The 2,807-nt window shown below is 67.4% G+C and carries 3 protein-coding genes; 1 reads left to right on the forward strand and 2 read right to left on the reverse strand.

The window, feature by feature from the left end; genetic code table 11:
- Positions 1–142 precede the first annotated feature (142 nt).
- The gene (locus ROR02_RS16170) at positions 143–793 is read left to right on the forward strand and encodes a pyridoxamine 5'-phosphate oxidase family protein (protein ID WP_147165072.1); all 651 of its coding nucleotides are present in this window, start codon (positions 143–145) and stop codon (positions 791–793) included.
- Positions 794–865: 72 nt separating this feature from the next.
- Here the strand turns inward: ROR02_RS16170 and ROR02_RS16175 are convergent, their stop codons facing one another.
- Together ROR02_RS16175 and ROR02_RS16180 are read right to left on the reverse strand one after the other, a co-directional pair.
- On the reverse strand, positions 866–1,708 hold the full coding sequence (locus tag ROR02_RS16175; RefSeq protein ID WP_147165073.1) for a cell envelope integrity EipB family protein: 843 nt from the start codon (positions 1,706–1,708) through the stop codon (positions 866–868).
- A 441-nt stretch (positions 1,709–2,149) separates the two neighbouring features.
- Positions 2,150–2,599, reverse strand: a complete 450-nt coding sequence (locus ROR02_RS16180; protein WP_147165074.1) for a c-type cytochrome — start codon at positions 2,597–2,599, stop codon at positions 2,150–2,152.
- Between the last annotated feature and the right edge of the window lie 208 nt (positions 2,600–2,807).

The raw sequence follows: 2,807 nt of genomic DNA on the forward strand, positions 1-2,807 counted from the left end.
GTCCTGGGCAATCGGTTCACCCGATTGCCCAGGGGCCGGTGGTTCCATCCGTTGGCCGCGCGGCGGATCTAGGGCCGGGGGCCGGGAGCCTGCACACTGGGCTCGCCCGTTCGGGCTTCCCATTTTGTGAAAGGACCCGTCGATGACCGACACCCCGCCCAGCGAACGAACCCGGGTCAAACGCTACCACTGGCTTGCGAAATACGACAAGGAAACGATTCACGCCATCGTGGATGCCTCGCCCCATGCCCACGTGGGCTATGTGCACGAAGGCCGGCCCCTTGTCACCCCGACCCTGGTGTGGCGCGATGGCGAACGCCTCTACTGGCATGGCTCGCGCGTGGCGCGGATGATCCAGGCCACCAGCGGCCAGGAGGTTTGCCTGTGCGTGTCGATCATCGATGGCCTGGTGCTGGCGCGTTCAGCCTACAACTACAACATCAACCACCGCTCGGTGATGGTGTTCGGGGTGGCCCGGCCGGTGACGGATCCCGAGGAAAAGCGCCTTCAGTTGCAGCGCTTCGTCGATGGCCTGATCCCGGGGCAATGGGACCGCCTGCGTCCGATGACCGAGCAGGAACTGGCCGTCACCGCGCTCGTGGTTCTGGATCTGGGCGAAGCCTCGGCCAAGGTGCGCACCGGCCCGCCCGAGGACGACGAGGCGGATTACGCCTTGCCGATCTGGGCCGGGGTGATCCCCGTGGGCACGCGCATCGACGCGCCGGTGCCAGACCCGCGCAACCATCCCGACGCGCAAATGCCCGAGGATGTGTTGAAGTTCAAGCTGGGGTAAGTCCGTCCGCGCGGAAACCGGTCCGGGATCAGGGGGGCTCCCTGGTCCCGGATAACCGTCGGCGGAAGGGTTTCAGCAGTCGGGTTCGGGCAGGCGGTGCAGGCCGGTCAGCTTCGACGCCAGGCTGAAGGAGCCGAAATCCTGCACCATGTCCTGGGCGATGCCATTGTCATGGTAGCGGACATCCACCTCGTAGGTGGGGATGGCGTTGTCCTCGGGGGCGGCCCCGTCCACCTCGGGCGGGAAAAAGGCGATCGCCATGCGCCACGACGGCGTGCGCAGCAGCGGGTCTTGACCGGCGGCGCGCGGCGGCGCGGCCATCGGCCGGCCAATCACCGCCGTGACCAGGGTCGGGCCTTCCTTCGAACCGCCATCGAAAAGCGTCCGGCTCACGAAGTGCTGGCCCTTGCGCGCGGCTTCCAGGATGGCCAGCGTGTGCGCGTTGGGAAACAAGGTCCCGGCCGGCAGGGGCACGGGATCGATCGACGGGCGCTTGAACCGGGCCGTGCCGGTGGCCGGCGAGCCGGTCAGGGTGGCGCCGCCTTCCAGCACGTCGTCGACAGCCCCGTTGTGGGTGTTGCGGATGAAAAACGAATAATTGCTGCCGTCGCGGGCCTCGAAGGCCACGAATTCCCAAACGGTATCGACGTCGGCGCCCTCGGCATAGCTGAGGGTCAGCGTCGTGCGGGTTTCCATGGTCCAGCCCGAGCAGGTGCTTTCCAGCTTGTAATTCATCTGGCCGCGCGCGCCGACCACGCCCCCGGGCCGGGTCCGGGCCAGGGAAAGGGCGTACTGCGCCTCGTGCGGCACCAGATGGACCCGCTTGGTGGCGGCCTCGGCCTCCAGGAGCGGGGTGCCGATCCCCAGGACCAGGGTGCCGGCGAGCAGGATCGCCGTTTGTGTCTTCATCACCATGCCCACTCTCTCCCCGGGTCCTGGCCTGCCCCGGAACGCAACACGGCCCCGGGGGTCCTGATATGGCGGTGAGTCGGGGGTGGAAACAAGAGAATTGCGCGGGTGTATTCAAACAAGCCGGGTTCTTGCGAACCGGGGCGGGTTTCGCCCCCCGCTCTTCCCCACGGGACTTCCCGGTCAAGCAGCGGGGGGGCTTGCCAGCCGCCCCGCCGTTGCCCTGGAACCGGGATCGGGTTCAAAACCTGGTGGAGAGGAAAGGCAAGGTTCGCCCCGATCCCGGCAGGACGCTCCCCGGACCAGTCGTCCGGCCAGGGCCGCCCAGGCAAGCAGCCCTTGTTCACCGGAGCCCGGGGGGCGCCACGAACAACGGACGCGCCCGTCGCTTTATCGGAGAGCGGGCGCGTCCCTTTCGTGCCGGGTCAGCCCCGGCACCGGGGAATTTTAGTCGCGGAAGTCGTCATGGCAGCCCTTGCACGCGCCACCCAGGCCGCCCAGGGCCTTGCCGATCGCGGCGCGATCGTTGCTGTCGGCGGCGGCGATCAGGGTCTTGGCGGCCTCGATGGCCTTGTCGTTGGCGGCCTTGAAGGCGGCCGGGTCGGACCAGACCTTCGAGGTGGCTTCGCTCTTGGCCACGCCGTGCGTGCCCTCGGGGAAGGCGGCCGGCAGGCCTTCGAGAACCGCCAGGATCGCCGAGGCGTGCGCCGCCACCGGATTGGGAAGGTCCATGCCGCTCTTCACCCAGGTGGACATCGCCTTCATGTGGCCACCCACCGCCTTCAGGGATTCCACGCGGTAGTCGACGAAATCCTTGGGCTCGGCGGCCTGGGCGGCGGCGAGGCCGGAAAGGACGATGGTCGCGGCGCTGGCCGCGCCAATCAGAAGACGCTTCATGGTTTGATTCCCTCGTCAAGGTTCGGTCGGGCGGATTGCACGTCACGGGCAATGACCGCTGCTTTTGTATGCCCTTTCGCGATCCGGCTGGCAAGGTGTCGCATATTAAACATCGTTCATGTTCCCGCCTTTCTTTCTCCACCCTTCGAGGGAGGCGGGGCTGGCAATCGGGTGAAGCCCTGGATGCCCTTGGAGGAGGGCTCCCCAA

The sequence above is a fragment of the Pararhodospirillum oryzae genome, assembly GCF_007992075.1.
GTDB classification, from domain to species: domain Bacteria; phylum Pseudomonadota; class Alphaproteobacteria; order Rhodospirillales; family Rhodospirillaceae; genus Pararhodospirillum; species Pararhodospirillum oryzae.